Origin of the sequence: Bacteroides thetaiotaomicron VPI-5482 (genome assembly GCF_000011065.1) — a bacterium.
GTDB lineage: Bacteria > Bacteroidota > Bacteroidia > Bacteroidales > Bacteroidaceae > Bacteroides > Bacteroides thetaiotaomicron.
Genome location: NC_004663.1, coordinates 1595472 through 1618038, shown reverse-complemented (window position 1 = coordinate 1618038; position 22567 = coordinate 1595472). Strand labels below are relative to the sequence as shown.

Annotated in this window: 16 protein-coding genes; 9 read left to right on the top strand and 7 right to left on the bottom strand. The window is 41.5% G+C overall.

What is annotated here, in order from left to right:
* The first annotated feature begins 37 nt into the window (after positions 1–37).
* From BT_RS06545 to BT_RS06525, 5 genes are all read left to right on the top strand, one after another.
* The gene (locus tag BT_RS06545) at positions 38–643 is read left to right on the top strand and encodes a V-type ATP synthase subunit D (protein ID WP_005681263.1); all 606 of its coding nucleotides are present in this window, start codon (positions 38–40) and stop codon (positions 641–643) included.
* Positions 640–2463 (top strand): V-type ATP synthase subunit I, encoded by a 1824-nt coding sequence (locus BT_RS06540; protein WP_105100251.1) that lies wholly within the window; start codon positions 640–642, stop codon positions 2461–2463. Before BT_RS06545 ends, BT_RS06540 begins: the two co-directional genes overlap by 4 nt.
* 52 nt (positions 2464–2515) lie before the next feature.
* Positions 2516–2977: a V-type ATP synthase subunit K gene (locus tag BT_RS06535; protein ID WP_005675599.1), complete on the top strand. Its 462-nt coding sequence runs from the start codon at positions 2516–2518 to the stop codon at positions 2975–2977.
* 205 nt (positions 2978–3182) lie between these two features.
* Positions 3183–4844 carry a glycogen/starch synthase gene (locus BT_RS06530; RefSeq protein WP_011107693.1) on the top strand — a complete coding sequence of 554 codons (1662 nt, stop codon included), beginning with the start codon at positions 3183–3185 and terminating at the stop codon, positions 4842–4844.
* A gap of 37 nt (positions 4845–4881) precedes the next feature.
* Complete coding sequence (locus tag BT_RS06525; protein WP_011107692.1) at positions 4882–7446, top strand: glycosyltransferase family 1 protein; 2565 nt, start codon at positions 4882–4884, stop codon at positions 7444–7446.
* 335 nt (positions 7447–7781) lie between these two features.
* On the opposite strand, the gene BT_RS06520 is transcribed toward BT_RS06525, so the two are convergent.
* Positions 7782–8882, bottom strand: coding sequence for a TlpA disulfide reductase family protein (locus BT_RS06520; RefSeq protein WP_008762996.1), 1101 nt, complete (start codon positions 8880–8882; stop codon positions 7782–7784).
* 139 nt (positions 8883–9021) lie between these two features.
* Here BT_RS06520 and potA point away from each other — a divergent pair, with 139 nt between their 5' ends.
* Genes potA through BT_RS06500 form a run of 4 tightly spaced genes read left to right on the top strand, consistent with a single transcriptional unit; the run spans position 9022 to position 13389 of the window.
* Entirely contained in the window at positions 9022–10413 is a 1392-nt protein-coding gene (potA, locus tag BT_RS06515) for a polyamine ABC transporter ATP-binding protein (protein WP_008762997.1), read from the top strand.
* Between the two features lie 11 nt (positions 10414–10424).
* Positions 10425–11225, top strand: coding sequence for an ABC transporter permease (locus BT_RS06510; protein ID WP_008762998.1), 801 nt, complete (start codon positions 10425–10427; stop codon positions 11223–11225).
* On the top strand, positions 11219–12016 hold the full coding sequence (locus tag BT_RS06505) for an ABC transporter permease (RefSeq protein WP_008762999.1): 798 nt from the start codon (positions 11219–11221) through the stop codon (positions 12014–12016). The genes BT_RS06510 and BT_RS06505 overlap by 7 nt, the downstream gene beginning before the upstream one ends.
* A 23-nt stretch (positions 12017–12039) precedes the next feature.
* Entirely contained in the window at positions 12040–13389 is a 1350-nt protein-coding gene (locus tag BT_RS06500) for an ABC transporter substrate-binding protein (RefSeq protein WP_011107690.1), read from the top strand.
* Between the two features lie 200 nt (positions 13390–13589).
* On the opposite strand, the gene BT_RS06495 is transcribed toward BT_RS06500, so the two are convergent.
* The 6 genes from BT_RS06495 to BT_RS06470 all read right to left on the bottom strand — a co-directional run bounded on the left by BT_RS06495 (position 13590) and on the right by BT_RS06470 (position 22549).
* On the bottom strand, positions 13590–14246 hold the full coding sequence (locus BT_RS06495; protein WP_008764977.1) for a DUF4840 domain-containing protein: 657 nt from the start codon (positions 14244–14246) through the stop codon (positions 13590–13592).
* Positions 14247–14423: 177 nt separating this feature from the next.
* Positions 14424–16124 (bottom strand): hybrid sensor histidine kinase/response regulator transcription factor, encoded by a 1701-nt coding sequence (locus tag BT_RS06490; protein WP_008764979.1) that lies wholly within the window; start codon positions 16122–16124, stop codon positions 14424–14426.
* A gap of 1429 nt (positions 16125–17553) precedes the next feature.
* On the bottom strand, positions 17554–18474 hold the full coding sequence (locus BT_RS06485) for an endo-beta-N-acetylglucosaminidase family protein (RefSeq protein ID WP_008764981.1): 921 nt from the start codon (positions 18472–18474) through the stop codon (positions 17554–17556).
* A gap of 196 nt (positions 18475–18670) precedes the next feature.
* Positions 18671–20197 carry a BT_3987 domain-containing protein gene (locus BT_RS06480; protein ID WP_008764982.1) on the bottom strand — a complete coding sequence of 509 codons (1527 nt, stop codon included), beginning with the start codon at positions 20195–20197 and terminating at the stop codon, positions 18671–18673.
* A gap of 27 nt (positions 20198–20224) precedes the next feature.
* Positions 20225–21547, bottom strand: coding sequence for a DUF1735 and LamG domain-containing protein (locus BT_RS06475; protein WP_011107688.1), 1323 nt, complete (start codon positions 21545–21547; stop codon positions 20225–20227).
* An 18-nt stretch (positions 21548–21565) separates the two neighbouring features.
* Positions 21566–22549: a glycoside hydrolase family 18 gene (locus tag BT_RS06470; protein WP_011107687.1), complete on the bottom strand. Its 984-nt coding sequence runs from the start codon at positions 22547–22549 to the stop codon at positions 21566–21568.
* Between the last annotated feature and the right edge of the window lie 18 nt (positions 22550–22567).

Here is a 22567-nt window from a genome sequence, read left to right as displayed (position 1 = left end):
AACTAGTAATTTATAACTAATAATTAGCAAAAACAACGTGGCTATAAAGTTTCAATATAACAAGACCTCTCTTCAGCAGCTCGAAAAGCAACTGAAAGTGCGGGTGCGTACGCTTCCTATCATTAAGAATAAGGAAAGCGCCCTCCGCATGGAAGTGAAACGCTGTAAAACGGAAGCTGCCGATCTGGAGGATAGGCTCGAACAACAAATTCAAGCCTATGAAGCCATGTTCGCCCTTTGGAATGAGTTTGACGCTTCATTGATAAAGGTGAATGATGTTCATCTTGGCGTGAAAAAGATTGCGGGTGTACGTGTACCGCTACTCGAAAATATCGATTTCGAGATACGTCCGTACAGTATGTTTAATGCTCCCAAATGGTATGCCGACGGTATCCATTTGCTGGAGGAACTTGCTCATACGGCAATTGAACGTGAGTTTATGCTCGCCAAGCTGAACCTGCTAGAACATGCGAGGAAAAAGACCACTCAGAAGGTGAATCTTTTTGAGAAGGTACAGATACCGGGCTATCAGGATGCATTGCGAAAGATCAAGCGGTTTATGGAAGATGAAGAGAACCTGTCGAAATCATCGCAAAAGATCATGAAGTCCCATCAGGAAAAAAGGAAGGAGGTAGAGGCATGATTACAAAAATGAAGAAACTTACATTCCTGGTTTATCATAAGGAATACGAAGAATTCCTGAATAGCCTGCGCGAACTTGGCGTGGTCCACATTGTGGAAAAACAACAAGGTGCCGCCGACAATACCGAACTGCAAGAAAATATCCGCCTTTCAAACCGCTTGACAGCTACTCTGAAACTGCTTCAAAATCAGAAGCATGAGAAGAATGCTGTAATTGCAGCGGAAGGAGGAACTGCCGCTCGTGGTTTGCAGGTATTGGACGAAGTGGATGCTTTGCAGACAGAGCATGGCAAATTGTCTCAGCAACTGCAAGGTTATGCCAAGGAAAAGGAGGCATTGCAGGCATGGGGCAACTTTGATCCGGCAGGTGTCCGGAAGTTGAAAGATGCCGGCTATGTGATCGGTTTCTATAGCTGTTCGGAAGGAAACTATAAAGAAGAATGGGAGACGGAATACAATGCGATGATCATTAACCGTATTTCTTCCAAAGTGTTCTTTGTGACCGTCACCAAAGCTGGTCAGGAAGTAGATCTGGATGTAGAACAGGCCAAACTTCCCGCTTATTCGCTGGCACATCTTGAAACGTTGTATGATACAACGGAACAAGCTATTGAAGAGAACGAAAAGAAACTGGTTGCACTTTCTGAAACAGATGTACCTTCCCTGAAAGCAGCTCTGAAGGAATTGCAGGGACAGATTGAATTCTCTAAAGTAGTATTGAGTTCAGAACAGGCAGCCGGTGATAAACTGATGCTGGTTGAAGGATGGGCTCCTGCCTACAGTAAAGTAGAGATAGAGGCTTATCTGAACGATGCACATGTATATTATGAGATTACCGATCCGATGCCGGGTGATAATGTTCCTATTCGGCTGAATAACAAGGGATTCTTTGCCTGGTTTGAACCGATCTGTAAACTGTATATGCTTCCGAAGTATAACGAACTGGACTTGACACCGTTCTTTGCCCCGTTCTTTATGGTTTTCTTCGGGCTCTGTCTGGGAGATTCCGGATATGGACTTTTCCTGTTCCTCGGAGCTACGGCATACCGGTTGATGGCAAAGAAGGTGACTCCATCCATGAAGTCCATCCTGTCGCTGATACAAGTGCTGGCTGTTTCAACCTTCTTCTGCGGTTTGCTGACAGGTACATTCTTCGGAGCGAACATTTATGATCTGGACTGGCCTATCGTGCAACGTCTGAAACATGCGGTTCTGATGGACAACAACGATATGTTCCAGTTGTCACTGATCTTGGGTGCTATTCAGATTCTGTTCGGTATGGTACTCAAAGCGGTGAATCAGACAATTCAATTTGGTTTCAAGTATGCAGTAGCGACAATCGGATGGATTATCCTGTTGGTTTCATTGGCTGTTTCGGCTTTGTTGCCGAACGTGCTGCCGATGGGAGGTACGGTGCATCTGGTTATTCTGGGTATCTCCGGTGCGATGATATTCCTCTATAATAGTCCGGGAAAGAACATCTTTATGAATATCGGGCTTGGGTTATGGGATTCATATAACATGGCTACAGGTCTGCTGGGGGATGTCCTGTCCTATGTTCGTCTGTTTGCCCTCGGACTTTCCGGAGGTATTCTGGCGGGAGTGTTCAACAGTCTGGCAGTAGGTATGAGTCCGGATAACGTGATAGCAGGTCCTATTGTAATGGTGCTGATCTTTGTGATCGGTCATGCCATCAATATGTTTATGAATGTGCTTGGTGCAATGGTTCACCCGATGCGTCTGACATTCGTGGAGTTCTTCAAGAACTCCGGTTATGAAGGAGGCGGCAAGGAATACAAGCCTTTTAGAAATTTAGAATAGAATATTGAGAAATAACAAGTTAAGAATTAAACAATAAAAATAGAATAAGATTATGGAAATGAATTTGTTTATTGCCTACATTGGCATCGCGGTTATGGTTGGTTTGTCAGGCATTGGTAGTGCTTACGGAGTAACTATTGCAGGTAACGCTGCTATCGGCGCATTGAAAAAGAATGATAGTGCATTCGGTAACTTCCTTGTATTGACTGCACTTCCGGGTACGCAGGGTCTGTACGGTTTTGCCGGTTACTTTATGTTTCAGACTATCTTCGGTATTCTGACTCCGGAAATCACTGCGATCCAGGCATCAGCAGTTCTGGGTGCAGGTATTGCTTTGGGATTGGTTGCATTGTTCTCGGCTATCCGTCAGGGACAAGTTTGTGCAAACGGTATCGCAGCTATCGGTCAGGGACACAACGTGTTTAGTAATACATTGATTCTTGCCGTATTCCCGGAACTTTACGCTATCGTTGCTTTGGCTGCTACCTTCTTGATCGGTAGTGCACTTGCGTAAATTTTTCAAGGAAAAAAATTTTTAATAAAGATCTTTCAATCCCCTTGTGAATGCAGCTTTGCGTTCGCAAGGGGATATTCTTTTTTCATGGCGGGCTAACCTTTCTTTCCTCTTATTAACTCATATTTTTCGCATAAAGTATTATTTTTCAAAGAATAATGCGTACTTTTGCACTCGCATACTAAAAAGAGTTTTAATATATTATATGGTAAAAGATTTATTAACCCCCGATTATATCTTCGAGTCCAGCTGGGAAGTATGTAATAAAGTGGGAGGGATATACACCGTATTGTCGACACGGGCGAATACATTGCAGGAAAAATTCCGCGACAGAATTTTTTTCATAGGTCCTGATGTGTGGCAAGGAAAAGAGAACCCTCTATTCATCGAGTCGGATAATCTGTGCGCTGACTGGAAAAAGCACGCATTCAAAAACGATCATCTTTCCGTCCGTGTAGGACGATGGAATATACCCGGTGAACCCATTGTCATCCTTGTTGATTTCCAACCTTTTTTTGAACAGAAGAACGAAATTTACACAGAAATGTGGAATCGTTTTCAAGTAGACTCGTTGCACGCTTATGGCGATTACGACGAGGCTTCGATGTTTTCGTATGCTGCCGGAAAAGTAGTAGAGAGTTTCTACCGCTACAACCTGACAGAAACGGATAAGGTGGTATATCAGGCACATGAATGGATGACCGGAATGGGAGCACTTTATGTACAGGAAGCTGTCCCCGAAGTGGCTACTATTTTTACAACCCACGCTACTTCCATCGGACGTTCGATAGCCGGCAATCATAAGCCGCTGTATGACTATCTGTTTGCTTATAACGGTGACCAGATGGCGCAGGAACTGAATATGCAGTCAAAGCACTCTATTGAGAAGCAGACGGCGCATTATGTAGACTGTTTTACGACAGTAAGTGAAATCACGAATAACGAGTGCAAGGAATTGCTCGACAAACCGGCAGACGTAGTACTGATGAACGGTTTCGAAGACGATTTCGTACCTAAAGGCAGTACATTTACCGGAAAACGTAAACGTGCCCGCTCATTGATGTTGAACGTAGCCAATAAATTGTTGGGAACAAATCTGGATGACGATACGTTAATTATCGGTACCAGTGGTCGATATGAATTCAAGAACAAGGGTATTGACGTATTCCTGGAGTCATTGAACCGTCTGAACAGGGATAAAAAGCTCCATAAGAACGTATTGGCGTTTATCAATGTCCCCGGTTGGGTAGGAGATCCCCGTGAAGACTTGCAGGAACGTCTGAAAAGCAAAGAAAAATTTGATACACCGCTTGAAGTTCCTTTCATCACTCATTGGCTGCACAATATGACGCATGACCAAGTGCTGGATATGCTGAAATATCTGGGGATGGGCAACCGTCCCGATGATAAAGTAAAGGTGATTTTTGTGCCTTGCTATCTGGACGGGCGTGATGGTATCCTGAATAAAGAGTATTATGATATATTGCTGGGACAGGATTTGAGTGTATATGCTTCCTATTACGAACCGTGGGGATATACTCCGCTGGAAAGTGTAGCGTTCCGTGTGCCTACCATTACTACTGATCTGGCAGGTTTTGGCCTTTGGGTGAACAGCCTGAAGAATCAGCATGGCATCAATGATGGAGTGGAAGTGCTGCATCGTTCGGACTATAATGATTCGGAAGTGGCGGATGGCATCAAAGATACGATTACGCTGTTTGCAGATAAGTCGGAAAAAGAAGTGAAGGAGATCCGTAAGCATGCGGCAGATGTTGCAGAGCAGGCATTGTGGAAACACTTCATTCAATATTATTACGAGGCTTATGATATTGCCTTGCGCAATGCCATGAAGCGTCAGTTAGGCTAAAGAAATATTTTATTATCAATAAGTAAACAAAAACATTATGAAAATTAAAGTTAGTAATGTGAATACTCCGAACTGGAAAGAGGTTACAGTGAAGTCACGTATCCCGGCTGAGTTGGAGAAATTGTCCGAGATTTCACGCAACATTTGGTGGGCATGGAATTTTGAAGCGACAGAACTATTTAGAGATCTAGATCCGGAACTTTGGAAAGAATGTGGCCAGAACCCTGTGTTGTTGCTGGAACGTATGAGCTATGAGAAGCTGGAAGCGTTGGCAAAAGACAAGGTGATTCTGAGGAGAATGAATGATGTTTATACAAAATTCAGAGATTACATGGATGTGAAGCCGGATGAAACCCGTCCGTCTGTAGCTTATTTCAGCATGGAATATGGTTTGAGCAGCGTCCTGAAAATATATTCCGGTGGTCTGGGTGTATTGGCCGGTGACTACTTGAAAGAAGCTTCTGACAGCAATGTAGATCTTTGTGCGGTAGGTTTCCTGTATCGTTACGGTTACTTTACTCAGACGTTGTCTATGGATGGACAGCAGATTGCCAACTACGAAGCGCAGAACTTCGGCCAGCTTCCTATCGACCGTGTGATGGATGCGAATGGTCAGCCGATGGTGGTGGATGTTCCTTATCTGGATTATTATGTACATGCTAACGTATGGCGTGTAAATGTAGGACGTATTTCTTTGTATCTGCTGGATACAGATAATGAAATGAACAGCGAGTTCGACCGTCCTATTACTCATCAGCTTTATGGTGGCGACTGGGAAAACCGTCTGAAACAGGAAATCCTGTTGGGTATCGGTGGTATCCTGACCCTGAAAGCATTGGGTATCAAAAAAGATGTTTATCATTGTAACGAAGGACATGCTGCATTGATCAATGTGCAGCGTATCTGCGACTATGTAGCTACCGGACTGACATTCGATCAGTCTATCGAGCTGGTTCGCGCTTCTTCTCTTTATACAGTTCATACTCCGGTTCCTGCCGGTCACGACTACTTCGACGAAGGTTTGTTCGGTAAGTACATGGGTGGTTATCCTGCTAGAATGGGTATCAGCTGGGACGACCTGATGGATCTTGGACGTAACAATCCGGGTGACAAGGGCGAACGTTTCTGTATGTCGGTATTTGCCTGCAACACTTCTCAGGAAGTAAACGGTGTAAGCTGGCTGCACGGAAAAGTTTCTCAGGAGATGTTCTCTACTATCTGGAAAGGTTACTTCCCCGAAGAAATACATGTAGGTTATGTGACTAATGGTGTTCACTTCCCCACATGGAGTGCTACCGAATGGAAAGAACTGTACTTTAAATATTTCAACGAGAACTTCTGGTACGACCAGTCGAATCCTAAGATTTGGGAAGCCATCTATAATGTACCCGATGAAGAGATCTGGAAGACTCGTATGACGATGAAGAATAAGTTGGTGGATTATATCCGCAAATCATTCCGTGATACATGGTTGAAAAATCAGGGAGATCCTTCGCGCATCGTTTCATTGATGGACAAGATTAACCCGAATGCGTTGCTGATTGGTTTCGGTCGTCGTTTCGCTACTTACAAACGTGCGCACTTGTTGTTTACTGACTTGGAACGTCTTTCTAAGATTGTGAACAACCCCGATTATCCGGTACAGTTCCTGTTTACAGGTAAGGCTCATCCGCACGATGGAGCAGGACAGGGTCTGATCAAACGTATTATCGAAATCTCCCGTCGTCCGGAATTCCTGGGTAAGATTATCTTCCTCGAAAACTACGATATGCAGTTGGCGCGTCGTCTGGTTTCAGGCGTTGATATCTGGTTGAACACTCCGACACGTCCGTTGGAAGCATCCGGTACATCAGGTGAAAAGGCTTTGATGAACGGTGTTGTCAACTTCTCTGTATTGGACGGATGGTGGCTGGAAGGCTACCGTGAAGGTGCAGGATGGGCGTTGACTGAAAAACGTACTTATCAGAATCAGGAACATCAGGATCAGTTGGATGCTGCTACTATCTACAGTATTCTTGAAACAGAAATCCTGCCGTTGTACTATGCTCGTAACAAGAAAGGCTACTCAGAAGGCTGGATCAAGGTAGTGAAGAATTCTATCGCTCAGATCGCTCCTCACTATACGATGAAACGCCAGTTGGACGACTACTACAATAAGTTCTACAATAAGTTGGCAAAACGTTTCCATATGCTGTCTGCTAATGACAATGCAAAAGCAAAAGAAATTGCTGCATGGAAAGAAGAAGTCGTTGCCAAGTGGGATTCTATCGAAATCGTATCTTGCGACAAGCTGGAAGATTTGAAAGCCGGTGATATCGAAAGCGGAAAAGAATATACTATTACTTACGTAATCGATGAAAAAGGCTTGAATGATGCTATAGGGCTTGAACTGGTAACTACTTATACAACTGCGGATGGTAAACAACACGTTTACTCTGTAGAACCGTTCAGCGTTATCAAGAAAGAAGGCGACCTTTACACATTCCAGGTTAAACATAGCCTGTCAAATGCCGGTAGCTTCAAGGTGTCTTACCGTATGTTCCCGAAGAATCCGGAACTTCCGCACCGTCAGGACTTCTGCTACGTGCGTTGGTTTATCTGATAGCTTGACGAAGTAGGGAAGTGACGCTTCCCTGCTTGACGTCCCTATATAAAAGAAGCCCCTGCAATTCGAGCGATCGAAATTGCAGGGGCTATCTTTTTATATCTCAATGTAACGGTGTGGATAAGATCAGTATTTTCGGCAAAAGTGCCTGTACTTGGATCAGATTTACCTACTGCGTTAACAGGAATAAGATACCTTGTCGGATGTTGTGCCATCCTATTGGCACAACTGTGCCAACGGCGTGGCATAACTGTGCCAATATGGTGGCACAAGTGTGACAACGGTATGGCACAAGTGTTACTTCATTAGGTGAAGTCTCTTATCAGCTTCATTTATTTGACTACTTCTGCCAATTTAGCCTGAAGACCTTCTCCATGAAGACCACGGGCAATGATAGTACCGTCGCCATCAATCAGAACAGTGTGAGGAATGCTGTTCACTGCATAAAGCTGTGCGCCTTCACTCTGCCAGAACTTCAGGTCAGACATTTGCGGCCAGGTCATATTCAGTTTTTTAATAGACTCTTTCCATGCAGCAGCATCCTGATCAAGAGATACACCGACGATTTCGAAGTTTTTGCCTTTGTACTGAGCGTAAGCTTCTACCAGGTTAGGCATTTCACGACGGCAAGGACCACACCAGCTAGCCCAGAAGTCTACCAGTACCACTTTACCTTTACCTGCGTAATCAGACAGTTTCACAGTTTTTCCTTCCGGAGTCTGCATTTCGAAGTCAATGAACTTAGTACCTACGGCAGTCTTCTTTTGTTTTTCAGTCTGTTCCTTAACTTTTACGATTGTTTCGTCATTTTGGAAATTAGCCGGGATTTGTTCCAGCAAAGCTGCATTCTCTTCAGTAGAGTTATTGTAGAAAGTCTGTTTGAACAAGAATACACCTACCGGGTTGGTGATGTTTTTCTGTACACCTTCTTTGATTACTTTATCATATTCTTCTTCCAGCCGGGCACCTTCTTTTTGCTTGGCTTCTTTCTGCTCGTCACTCAAAGAAGAATCTCCCATCGCTTCGTAGATAGCGTTCATCTTTTGGCTGATATCATTGATTTGAGTTCTGATAGCTTGGTAAGCGTCATTGTTGGAAGTACCGGTTGCAGAATCATTGTCCTTTGTCAGTGCAATGTTTATTTTACCGTTTTCAAGGAAGAAATCAATCATCAGAGGTTCTCCGTTCACTTCGCAAGTGACATAACGGTTTACTGCAGAATCCTGTGTGCCTTCGAAGGTGAAAGTACCTTTAGAGATGACTGCGGTATCTAGTTTTGTAAGATTTCTGCCTGTTGCTTCCTGAAGGTAAACAGTGTCGCCGTCAGCAGCGCCTTCTACTGTACCTGTGATAACGTATCCGGCTTTGTTTCCGGTACAAGCTACCATACCCAACGCTGCCGTCGCAATAACTAAATAAGTTAACTTTTTCATGCTTTTGTAAAATTAGTGAATAAATATTTATGCAAAGATAGATTTTTTTTCTGTCTGGCATCGAAAAACACTGTTATATTAGATTAACACGTAGGTGGAAATCGTAGAAATGTGTACCTTTGCAGCCCAAACTTTTAGTATGAATATGCAAGAAGACAAATCCATCATTGAGGTTAGCCATGTATCGAAGTTTTTTGGCGACAAAACAGCTTTGGATGATGTAACTCTGAACGTGAAAAAGGGCGAGTTTGTTACGATTCTCGGACCTTCCGGCTGCGGAAAAACGACATTGTTGCGTCTCATTGCCGGTTTTCAGACAGCTTCGGAAGGCGAAATCCGAATATCGGGTAAGGAAATCACACAGACTCCACCCCATAAACGTCCGGTGAACACGGTATTTCAGAAATATGCCCTGTTCCCGCATTTGAATGTATACGACAATATTGCTTTCGGCCTGAAGCTGAAAAAGACGCCGAAACAGACAATCGGCAAGAAGGTGAAAGCCGCATTGAAGATGGTTGGTATGACGGATTACGAGTATCGGGATGTAGATTCTCTTTCCGGTGGCCAGCAACAGCGTGTAGCTATTGCCCGTGCCATTGTCAATGAGCCGGAAGTTTTGCTGCTCGACGAACCGTTGGCTGCGCTCGACCTCAAAATGCGCAAGGATATGCAGATGGAACTGAAAGAAATGCATAAATCTCTGGGCATTACATTTGTATACGTAACTCATGATCAGGAAGAAGCCTTGACATTGAGTGATACGATTGTCGTGATGAGCGAAGGAAAAATCCAGCAGATCGGTACGCCGATTGATATCTATAATGAGCCGATCAATTCATTTGTTGCGGATTTTATCGGAGAAAGTAATATTCTCAACGGAACGATGATTCATGATAAACTGGTACGCTTTTGTGGTACGGAGTTTGAATGCGTGGACGAAGGTTTCGGTGAAAATACTCCGGTGGACGTAGTCATTCGTCCGGAAGACCTTTATATTTTCCCGGTTTCGGAGATGGCGCAACTGACCGGTGTGGTACAGACTTCGATCTTCAAAGGGGTACACTATGAAATGACTGTGCTTTGTGGCGGATATGAGTTCCTTGTTCAGGATTATCATCATTTTGAAGTCGGTGCGGAAGTGGGGCTGCTGGTGAAGCCGTTTGATATTCATATTATGAAGAAAGAACGTGTATGCAATACATTTGAAGGAAAGTTGCAGGATGCTACTCATGTAGAGTTCCTGGGCTGTACGTTCGAATGTGCTTCTGTGGAAGGGCTGGAATCCGGTACGGATGTCAAGGTCGAAGTAGACTTTGATAAAGTGATCTTGCAGGATAACGAAGAAGACGGTACGCTGACGGGAGAAGTGAAGTTCATCCTTTATAAAGGTGATCATTACCATCTGACTGTATGGTCTGACTGGGACGAGAATGTGTTTGTGGATACGAACGATGTCTGGGATGACGGAGACCGTGTGGGTATTACTATCCCTCCGGATGCGATTCGTGTAATTAAAATAACCGATTAACAGGAAAGGAAGTGAATAAGAAGTTTATAGTATTTTTGTCATCACGTAAGAGCTGGACTCTTCCTTACATTATTTTCTCGGCGATCTTTGTGGTCATACCGTTGGTTCTAATTGTCGTGTATGCGTTTACCGATGATAACGGTCATCTGACACTCGCCAATTTTCAGAAATTCTTCGAACATCCCGAAGCGATCAATACCTTCGTCTATTCCATAGGTATTGCCATTATTACGACTCTTATCTGTATCCTGCTGGGATATCCCGCAGCCTGGATATTAAGCAACAGCAAGCTGAACCGTTCCAAAACAATGGTGGTGTTGTTTATCCTGCCCATGTGGGTGAATATTCTGGTACGTACCCTTGCCACTGTCGCTTTATTCGACTTTTTCAGCGTTCCGCTGGGAGAGGGAGCACTGATCTTCGGTATGGTTTACAACTTTATCCCCTTCATGATCTATCCCATCTATAACACATTGCAGAAGATGGACCATAGCTACATTGAGGCGGCGCAGGACTTGGGGGCTAATCCTGTACAGGTCTTTTTCAAAGCAGTTCTCCCGCTTTCCATGCCGGGAGTCATGAGCGGTATCATGATGGTGTTTATGCCGACTATTTCGACATTCGCCATTGCCGAACTGCTGACGATGAACAATATCAAACTCTTTGGTACTACCATTCAGGAGAATATCAATAACAGTATGTGGAACTATGGGGCAGCACTTTCGCTGATCATGCTGCTGCTGATAGCCGCGACTTCACTGTTCAGTACCGATGATAAGGATAATACGAACGAAGGAGGTGGGCTATGGTAAAGAAGATATTCGCTCAGACTTACCTGTGGGTATTACTGCTGTTGCTATATTCCCCTATTGTGATCATTGTGATTTACTCTTTTACCGAGGCGAAGGTATTGGGTAACTGGACCGGGTTTTCGACCAAACTTTATTCATCGCTATTTAATACAGGTGCCCATCATTCTCTGATGAATGCCCTGATCAATACCATTACCATTGCGCTGCTGGCTGCCACGGCATCTACCTTGTTGGGCAGCATCGCTGCCATCGGCATCTTCAACTTAAAAGCACGCTCGCGCAAGGCGATTGGTTTTGTGAATAGTATTCCTATTCTGAACGGTGATATCATAACCGGTATATCGCTTTTCCTTTTATTCGTATCTCTCGGAATCACGCAGGGATATACCACAGTGGTACTGGCGCACATCACTTTTTGTACTCCTTACGTCGTATTAAGCGTTCTGCCGCGCCTGAAACAAATGAATCCGAACATTTATGAAGCTGCCCTCGATTTGGGAGCTACACCTATGCAGGCTTTGCGGAAGGTAATCATTCCGGAGATTCGTCCGGGAATGATCAGCGGCTTTATGCTTGCACTGACGCTTTCAATCGATGATTTTGCCGTAACTGTATTTACCATCGGTAATCAAGGGCTGGAAACGCTTTCCACCTATATCTATGCCGATGCCCGCAAGGGAGGTCTGACTCCCGAGCTCCGCCCGTTGTCCGCCATTATTTTTGTGGTGGTACTGGCTTTACTGATAGTAATTAATTACCGTGCCGGAAAAACGAAGAAGAAAGAATCATGAACATGTACTGCTACGTAAATAAAATGAAAAGAATAGTTGCTGTTAACTTGTTTTTGCTGGTGCTGGCTGGTTTTCTGAGCGGTTGCTACAATTCCGGCGAGCCACGCGAGAGAGTTCTTAAGATCTATAACTGGGCAGATTATATAGGAGAAGGTGTACTCGAAGATTTCCAGGCGTACTATAAAGAACAGACAGGTGAAGATATCCGCATCGTCTATCAGACATTCGACATCAACGAGATCATGTTGACGAAAATAGAAAAAGGACATGAGGATTTTGATGTGGTTTGTCCTTCGGAATATATCATTGAGAGAATGCTGAAAAAGCATCTGTTGTTGCCTATTGACACCACTTTCGCCCATTCCCCTAATTACATGAATAATGTGTCACCATTTATTCGCGAACAGATTAATAAACTGAGTCAGCCGGGTGAAGAAGCAAGCCGTTACGCTGTCTGCTATATGTGGGGGACCGCAGGTATTCTTTATAACCGGGCATACGTTCCCGATTCCGACGCTTTCTCCTGGGAATGTCTTTGGGATAAGAAATATGCAGGAAAGATTCTGATGAAAGACAGTTACCGTGACGCTTATGGAACAGCTGTTATCTATGCCCATGCCAAAGAGCTGGAAGAAGGGACGGTGACGGTGGAAGACCTGATGAATGATTACTCGCCACGTGCTATGGAGGTAGCCGAAAAGTATCTGAAAGCTATGAAACCGAATATTGCCGGTTGGGAAGCGGACTTCGGTAAGGAGATGATGACGAAGAATAAAGCATGGCTGAATATGACCTGGAGTGGCGATGCGATATGGGCGATTGAAGAGGCGAATGCGGTAGGAGTGGACCTTGACTACGTGGTTCCGAAAGAAGGAAGTAATATCTGGTATGATGGCTGGGTGATTCCTAAATATGCGAAGAATCCGGTGGCTGCCAGCTACTTTATCAACTTTATGTGCCGTCCGGACATTGCGTTGCGTAATATGGATTTCTGTGGATATGTGAGTTCTATCGCTACACCGGAGATTCTGGAAGAGAAAGTGGATACGACTCTGGATTATTATGCGGATTTAAGTTATTTCTTCGATCCGGATGCCGACAGCATACAGATTGATAAGATTCAATATCCCGACCGTAAGGTGGTGGAACGCTGCGCTATGATTCGTGACTTCGGAGATAAAACCAAAGAGGTACTGGATATCTGGTCACGCATCAAAGGTGACAACCTGGGGGTAGGTATTACTATTCTGATTTTTGTTGTCGTAGCTTTGATGAGCGGATGGATGATTTATAAGAGATGGCAACGCTACAGCCGTCGGAAACAACAAAATCGCAGAAGCAGAAGAAAGAGAAAAAAGAATGTGAAGCGGTAAGTTAAAAACACTCGGTAATAAGCGGTGGATGATAAACGAATGATACGGTTAAAACCGGGCATCGTTTGTCATCCACCGTTTTTTATCCTACTCTTTTCATAGAACGGATGATGCCTTTCGTCTATAAAAAAAAGAGTGCGTCTTCTTTCGCAGACACACTCTCTTTTACATTTTATTCTGTAAATAATTAAACAGTCACCTTATTTCTTAGTCATATCAAAAGAAAAGGTCGTTGCCGGAAATTTATCAAACCGTTCTTCATTTACTGTAACTTCTGTTGCCTGAATAGCAAACTTCAGTTTCTGACCTTCATAAGCATAACTGCCTTTCTCGTCAGCTTTGATTGTCACTTTTACGGTGAGTTTAGGAGTTTCTTCTTCCCCTTCAGTTTTTCTTATGGGTTGTGGTTCCATTGCGATTTCCAATACCAAGGGTTCAGGTGACATTTGAAGTAAGATGTTGTCTTTATTATCATTGAAAGCTGCCTGATAAGGGATTTTGTATTCTACATCTCCTACCGCTTTGATGATGGCTTCGGCTGCGTCCGGATCTTCGATAATGCTTTTGATCAGATCCTCTACCGGGAATTTGCTGATTAATATATGATTATCTTTTAATTCGGCATTTACGGTGACTCCGTCTTCAGCTTCATTCTCTGCATTTTCCAAAGGAGCGATAGAGGTTGTCTGCATTTTGCCGGAATAGGTGCCTTCTACATCTTTGAGAGAATATACCGGAATATTTTCATCATCATCACTACTACAAGAGGTAAAGATACTGGTCATCCCCAATGCCATTACCAATAAAACAAAACGACTTAAGCAACATACTTTTTTCATTTTAGTTAAAGTTTTCATACTTGTTAAACAAATTAGGTTATTAATTCTCAAAATTAAGGTGTACGTACATAGAGTAAATACCGGAAATGACGAAATACTGCATCATGGAAATAAAAAAGTACTCCAGTCACTTTCTCCGTGAAGACCGTGCTGGAGTACATTCGGACATGCTTTTAGTTGTCCGTTCTATTCCGACTATTTTTTCTTGATCGATTCTTTAGGTGTAATTCCGAAGTATTCTTTATACCTGTTGCGGAAGTTTTTTACATCCTTCAATCCGATCATTTCCGGTATGGTTCCGACAGGGTATTTCCCGCTTTCTAACAACTCGTGTGCCTTTTCCATTCGAACCGCTTCAATAAAGACGGTCGGGGCCTCGCCGGTCACTGACTTCCACTTATTGTAGAATTTCGTTCTGCTCATTTTCAAATGTGAGGCAATCGCATCGATAGTCAAATCCTCTTTCTCTATGCGTTCAAGAATATACTCTTTTACTTCATTGATCAATAGGCTTTTGCTTCCTTCAGTAGCTTCCTTGATCATTTCGGTTGGTTGTACTTGCAGAAAATGTTCTCCGAATACTTTGTGCAGGAATGCTTTTCTAAGAAGGCGGCTGTTCCTGATAAGAACAGCAATCTCTATCTTTAAATCCTCCACATGAAAAGGAGTATGCATGAATGTGTCTGCTAATGACGCTTCCCTTTTACTGCGTTGGTCGGCATCTATATGCGATCCGTAAAGGATGACCGGTATAATAGATGTTTCTTTAGACGTCTTCAGCCTTGAAGAAAGTTCATCACCGCCCATTCCGTTGAGCACTGTATCGCATATTACCAGATCCGGATGTTCATTTTTGATATATCCCAATGCGTCCGCTCCGTTTTCAAAGCCTCTGACTATGTATTCCTCTGACAAACAGGTTTCCAGATAGGATCTGAACTCTTCGTTACTGTCGACCATAATCACGACAGGTCTGGATGAATTTCTTTTCTGTGAACTTTTATGGAATAAGGCATCGATCTTTTCTTCTTCTATATTCTTCTCTATATGAACCAAACTGCGTTCGGATACATTTTCATAAGAGGGTTTTACAGGAAAACGCAATGTGATCGTATGACATGAATTATTGATTAATATTTCTCCATTGCATATTTCTGTCAGTTTTTTGCATAAAGCACTTTTTGCAAAGTAATATTTAGGTTCTGTTTTTTGTTTAATAAGATGTTTACCGGAGCATTTATAGCATTTCATTAGGTTTTCATTTCCCGTATAACTCGCTTTTATTATCCAATATTTGTTGCATAAAGATGCGTGTATAATAACTTTTTTTGAATATTCTGTATGATCTATTATATTCTTTATGAATTTCTCTATTACGGGAGATATTTTACTTTGATCTATCCACACGCTTGCATATTTGAATTCTGTTTGGATTTCTAATTTAATATGTCTGTTTGCTGCATGATCTTTCAGAGAAGATATTTTATTTTTAAGGAAATTTCCTAATTCATGTTCCGTAATATTCATTTTTAGGGAATGAGCGGCTATTTGCTTCAGGTCCATTAATCTGGTTAAATGATCATTAAGGCAATCTATATTGCGAATCGCCAGTGACAGCTCCTTTTTGATATTGTCTGGGCAATTCTTGTTATAGGTTGACTTCAAAGGCGTATGAAGCAATGTGATTGGGGTGCGAATGTTTCGGAAGGAATCCATGAAGTACTGATTTTCTTCTTTTAAGAAAGCAATTTCTTTCCGCATGGCAAAAGAATGAGACAAGAACCAATACAATAAAAGTATTCCTGCTGTTGAAAATAAAATTGGAAATAATTCACTTTGGGTGGTTGTAACTGCGATAATAGAAGTGTATAATGACGTTATAATTAAATATTTCATATTAATCTGTTTTTTTAGTAACGTCACTTGGTGAAATTGATCTATTCCTCTTGTTCGGGTTTGAAGCAAGGAAAAATGCACAGTATTATGGTCTCATGATTGTATATCAATAAGTTCAAATAACATGATCTCAAAATTATTTGTTCTTTGAAGGCTGATATCGGGAATGCGTAGTATATATGTAGAGTTTTAATTCTAATGTTTGAACCCTTTTGAAAGGAATAGGGCAAATCTCCTCCAAGTAACAATAATTAATTTGATTATTTTTTATTAAACATAAATGTTAAATATATTGTAAGTAATGCGGGCTGCTCAGGAGGTGCCCGTGCTTTTGGTTGGGTACTTTTGGAATAACTTCCATTTAGTACCAATTCAGATTCTCTCATTTTTGGGTTTTTGGATAATATATACGTATTTTTTTATAATATAATATTGCTTGTTCTTATGAGGTAAATATACGCCATAGTTATAAAAAATTGATATAATATCTGATTAAAAATAGAGACTTGTTACTTTTTGTATGATGTTTGCGATAAAATGTATTGAAAACTTGTATATTTTTAATACAATGTTATATTTATTGTTCGTAGAAAATAATAATGCTTGCTTATTTAAGGTTCTGCTTATTATTAATTTATGTTTAATAAAATCATAATTAGATCAAAACAGTCATGGAATTCTTTGTTTTTATTCCTGGTTTGGGAGATTGATACGTAGATTTATAGTATGGTTCTATGAAGTATGCTTAATAAATTGGTATAATGCTATATATCTTTTCTTATATTTATCAGGTTGGTTTAAAGCATTCTACCATATGAATTAATGAATTCTTGCCAGCTATTAGCCGCTTGTTGCTTATGTTTTATTCTGTTGCACTTGCGTAGCTACAGGGATGCATAACTGTAGCAGACTTGTTGCACAAGTCTGCCTGTCTGATTACTCGACTGTAACTTTATTGTTTCTTTATGATTGGATAGGGGGGAGTGAAAAAAGTGCAGTTTTCTTCTATGAAAAAGTGAAAAGTATATAGATGATTTTTGTAAACTTGTAGGAAAAAGAACTGTTTTGTGGGCTTAAAGTGTTGATTAGTAATGCTGTGACATTTTTGCTTTTCCCCTTATAATAATTAGATTAGATACAAAAATGTCACAGCATTCATCTGATTATCCTCGGTTGCTACTTCTCTTCTTTTTTTGCCCGTAACTTTCCCGCCAGTTAATTATATGAGCGTTGGAAGAGTGAGTAGCTTCCGAAGGATATATTATCTAATAAATGTTGTATGAGTAATTCTTCACATGTTTCCTTTACTAAAAAGGAACATGTGAAAAAATACATTACTCTCTCACTTTAAACTACTTCCCCCTCTTTTGTTGAAAGAGGGAGAAGTTATTTTAATACTTCATCAAGTGTGATGCTTTAAAACTTTTGGTTAATAATTCTTTGGATAAGAATTACCGTCATAAGTACAAGTAGACTTGAAAGCTCCTTTTGCAACACCATTCAATACGCTTACGATATTGTTGGCTCTAAGGTCATAGTAACCGATAGCACCATAACCTTTACTTGCAACTTGTCCTGAATAAAGTTGAGCACTAGCAGCAGACGGAGCACTATTCAGATTAATGGTATAAGGTGCAAATTTACTATTCGGCATACCAAAACCTGTACTCCACGATGGGGAGTTGAAGAATGCGTAAATGCCATAATCAATATAGCTATTAACTCCTGTAAGCTCACTTGTGTAGCCATAATTGAATACAGTAATCGTCTTACCTGGCATTTTGTTATGGAGCGCAGTAATCAAATTAGAGAAAGAACCTGTACTTCCAGATGGATAACCATTTCTACCGTATTCAGCCCATTCGTCGTCAAAGTCTACACCATCTAATCCATATTGACTAACAGCATTGGCAACGGCGGTAGCAAACTGTTCAGTCTGAGCTGAATTCATGTTTGCGAATCCGAGTCCTGTATGGTCACCTAATAGACCGAGTAAAACTTTGATACCTTTGTCTTGAAGAGGCTTAATCAGAGTGTCTTTGTGGTCCAAAATGTACTGTACATTTGGATTGTTATATAAAGTAGCGTCTGAGCCTACACCTCTTATGTTGGCAGCGAACAGAATTACATAATCGAAAAATGGAGCATCATCCATAATATATGACCCTGCATTAAGAGGATTGATATCATTTACTTCAATATAAACGATGTTTTTAATACCTGTGGCCGAACGGGTGACTACTTCAGATTGATTATTATCTGATTGGTTTACTGGCATTTCTTCTTGTGAGCATGCGCAAAATGCAAATATAGCGATAGATGACGCTAAAATTTTATACAAGTTTTTCATAATGTAAATTTTAAAATTGATTTAATGATTTTTCTTTTCTTATAATCAATGCGGAAGACATGTCTTTGGCATTGATAGGATACGTGTTTGGTAAAAGTTCCTCCTTCATAGTCTGATTTTTATGCGTAAATATTCTGCATCTCCTTTCTCAGTTTGTCCATATTCACAGATGCTTTATAAATATGAATGTTATATCTTAATAATCTTTAGGCATGAGAAGATCATGAATGTTGAGGTATTGATTATTTGGAGAGTTAATACCTGTTACAAAATATTCTTTTTCCATATCACATAAGTTACAGATAGCACCATAAGCCATATAAGTCGGTGCATAAGATTCCGTTCCTGCACTAACATAGTCTACTCTATTTACTACAAATACATGATTTATTCCAGCGGTTATCATTAGTGAGGGTTGAGTAAACATTTCTATCACTTGATCTAAAATATTTGCTTGCTCACTTGACATATGTATATCAGTATTTAAAGCTCCCCATTTTTCTTTGTTTAATCCTGCAATAGGACGTGTCCATTTTTCAGGAGTACTCCAAGGATCAATAATTGTGTTCAATTGATCACACCAAGCATAATCTAAAAGTTCTCCTAATTTCAAATTAGCGTCATTAGTGATCCCTTCCGGAGATTCAGAAGTTTGTGTATAGGTTATGATCTTGTTTCCTAGCTTATCTCGTAAAGATGCTACGAATTTGCATAGATTGTTTGAGTAATTAATGTTTTCATTACTTTCTTCATAGGAAAAATTAGCATCATATAGATTGACTCCATCTAAATGATATATATCAATCATTTGTTTTATTCTTTCTACAAATATCATCATTTCTTTTTCTCCCAGATTGGAAAAACCAATTCCTTCTCCCGCTCCCTTAATGGCAAGGCAAACTTTGTGGTCTAACTGTTGCAATGGAACGATGTACTTTTCACGTTTCTTTAGTACGTATGCCAGATCATCTTTTAGATATAAAGATGGCAACAGATTATCGTCTGCCTTGACGGTAGCGAACTGTAGGTTGATTATGTCGAATGGATTGTAGTAATCTACTTCTGGTGATGAAAGAGACATAGACTCAAAATAGAGTTTGTTGAGCAGTAGAGGATTGGTGAATTCGGGATCTACCCCTGCTATCTGAATGAAGTTTTTCTTTATAGCGTTATATTCGGCAGGAGCCATTCCCCATACATTAATTATATAATATAATGTTTTGCGTTCACTAGACATGGCCGGGGAACTATTGTTCTCTTCCACTGTCAGAGGGAGTACATAAATAACAGAATCTTCTATGGCTTCATCATATTTGAAGGCAATAGAGACAGAGTTTGACTGCTGTTCTCCTTTCTCTATTGTCATTTTTCCACTGTTACCTAAATCTATGTATTCTGTAGGATACAGAGGGTAACTCGTTCCGTGCTTCGAATTGAAGTCCAGTACTTTGGATTCGTCTACTTTTACGGTATAATTTCCTGTTTGTGAAGCCGGTTCTGTTAAGCTGATGTGAAATTGATCGCTCAAACTGGCATGGTCCATGTTTATCTGTGGGTTTTCCATCGCATAATTATCGCTTTGTAATATACCCATAGAAAGACCTATACCTCCGGTTTCGGGGAATGTACCGGCATCGATATTAAGATCGTTATTTTCGCAGGCAGTCCCAATAAAACCTGCCGCAAATGCCAGAATCAGTATATGTTTCAATATTTGTTTCATATTTTGATTTTTATAAGTTTCTCATTTCTAATCTTCCCTATTCACTTGCGGAACTTCTATGCCGCTTGGCCATAGTTCCTCATTTTTTACGTCATATTCTTCTTTGCTATTGAAATCTTTCCAATAACGAACAATGTGTGCATCGTTATGATATTTGGAGTAATCCTTGATATCATTGCTGCTTCCTTCATTGAATTTCCAGTAAGCAGCGAGGTGTGCTTCATTTTCCGGATCTTCAATGTCGTACATGTTTTTCCAGATTTCCTGTTGTGTACGTGCTACATCCCAGATACGTGCCTCACAGACATTACCGTTAAGTTGACGGTCGATAAGCCAGCGGTCATTATAAGAACGTCCTATGTAGAAAAGCCAGTCACCATCGCTTGCACCGGGAAAACTTTCCTGTTTGCGGTTGGCAAGTTTTATTTCGGAGAATTCGCTGTTGCCATAGTTAGTGCTTCGGCTTTGTTCTTTTCCATTGACGTAGAAAATAATTGTTTTGGTGGCAATGTCGTACGTTAGTGCGAGATGGTACCATTCATTTTCTTTCAGTAATTTGGCTTTGTTGGCTTCGGGGAACTTTCCTGCCGGAGTCTGTATCTGCAACTGTTGACGTGGGAAGCCTGCATCGCCTGCCCGGAAACAGAAATATTGCTCGATGCCCATCAGACTGGAAATGTCTGTATTGGCTTCGTCGAAATTGGATATACGGGTGATTATTTCAAAGGTGACAGCCTTCAAATTGTTCAGATGAGCAGCATTGCCGGCAGGCTCTGTTCCCCATTTGGGTACATAGAATCCGGGAACTTCGACGTAGCAATAGCGTAAGTCAACAGCGGTAGTGATGGCGCTGGAGCGTTTCACTATATACCAGTAGGTGGTTGAGCCATCCAATAGGCCTACACCTTGTGCGGAATTAAGAGACACTGGGCAGAGATATGCTTTATCAATCTCCAATTCTGTCAGGTTTTCAAAATAAATATGTAACGGAGCTGAATTGATTTTGCCTGCGCGTATTGTCATTTCGTTGCTCTCCAATCGGTAATGTTTGGCCGGCAATATATCATAGCTGGTATTATTGCGTGAGTTGTAGGCTTCTACTTGTGAAGGGTCAACTGTTACGTTGACCGTAACATCAGTACCAGCAGGATATGCCAGCCGGGCTGTGAAGCTCTTTTCGCGCTGAATAATCGTTTTGTTGAATGTCATAGTCTCCGATGTTTTGCTTTCGGCTACACTTAAATAGACACCGTTGTCGAAAGGAGCACTTTTACTATAATCGGCATTGTCGCAAGCAGTGACAGCAAGTAACAACATGAAAATTGCGAATCGTATTTTTTGCTTTTTCATCTTAGATTCCTCCTGTGTTTATTTTAAAGGTGAAGGGTTTAAAGTCTGTATGGCACCACGTGTCTCCTTATAAGTGATGTTAGCGTGCGAATAGTCTGCAGCGACATTCTGTATCATTAAGCCGCCGATAGGCCCGCAATCTATTACCTGTATGGCGAAGAAAGGCACTTGTGAGACAAGCCCGTCATTATTGTCCGTAGTCATTAGCTCCGGATCGCCGGTAATGAGCAGCTTGTCTGAGGGAATACCTGCATAATAGATAGCTTCATTAATCAGAAGACGTAACTGGCTGGCATTTTTAGAGGACGTAGTATTGAGTACGTAGCGGGTGAATACATCCCGGTTCGCTTCGGGAATAAAAAGTGGATTACTTTCCAGAAAAAAGATTTTCCCATTTTTTGCTAACGGTGTAATCTTGTCAAGCAGTAACTGACGCATCTCAGTTATACTTGCATTGACTGCTGCGTTATTACCAAGTCCGATGTCACCGGTGTAGGAGATTGAAGCTCCGTCAAGCCCATTGTCGGTAATGGCGGATACCATTTGCTCTAAAGCGGGAGCCAGAAGTGTTTTGATTTCTTGTCCCGAACTTTCTGCGTTCTCTTTGATACTGGTCAGATTGAAACTAAAAAGAACCTTTGTTGCAAAATTAGTCTGCAATACAGGAATGTCTTCCAGATCGGCTGAATTAAGTGTTGCCGCATTTTCCAGAATGACGGCATCAATGCTATCCGGCATCGAACGAAGAAAGTCTTTTTCTCCGTCTCCGCTATGTCCATTGTCGAAGCGTACACATACGGCATAGTGTTTGCGACTTTTATAGTTGCGAACAGCTTGTGTGTAGCGGGCATATAGTTCAGGGTTCTGACCATCGGGGGTAGTTACTCCGTAATCCACCTGTTCCGTTTCGGTCCAATCGTCACACGATGTCCACAGACAGCCTGCACCAATCGTGAGAGTAACGACAGTTAGGAAACTGAATATAAGGTTTTTATTTTTCATATTATCTTAGTTTTTAAA